The sequence below is a fragment of the Lysinibacillus sp. CNPSo 3705 genome, assembly GCF_028674935.1.
Taxonomy (GTDB): domain Bacteria; phylum Bacillota; class Bacilli; order Bacillales_A; family Planococcaceae; genus Lysinibacillus.
The window spans coordinates 1-447 of record NZ_JAQZSD010000199.1 but is presented as its reverse complement, the minus strand read 5'-3'; the positions used below and the strand labels follow the sequence as shown (position 1 = coordinate 447).

The 447-nt window shown below is 40.3% G+C and carries 1 pseudogene; it reads right to left on the bottom strand.

The features are described 5' to 3' along the window. Positions 1 to 281 (bottom strand): annotated as a pseudogene (locus PVA17_RS25025) (transposase); the annotation flags it as partial. Positions 282 to 447 lie beyond the last annotated feature (166 nt).

Here is a 447-nt window from a genome sequence, read left to right as displayed (position 1 = left end):
AAATGCTTCCGTATTTTGAAATGCCTCTTGTTCGGCATGTGTATCCGACTTAATTGTGACAGAATATGTTTTACTTTTTGCGCCTTCTTTATAACAGCCATCTCTCATTGGACATACTTTGCATTTTTCAATGTCAAAATAATATGACTCATACTCGTTCCTTTTTTGCCCGTACGTGCTTTTCTTGTCGCGAGATGACCGGCCTTACAAACAAACATTCCAGCGTCTTTATTAAACTCAAACTTGTCTTCTTCTTTTCGTGGTCCTTGTGTTAAATTAAGGGTTTCTTGATTTGAAATCATCGGGGGCACTACCTGCACATTAATTCTTTTATTATAAAGGAAAGCATGACTAAAATAATAGTGTGATACATTGCGTTGTTTGGAGAAGCATCGCTCGACTCCTGCGGGAAAGCGAGACAGACGAGACCCCGCACGAAGCGAAGCG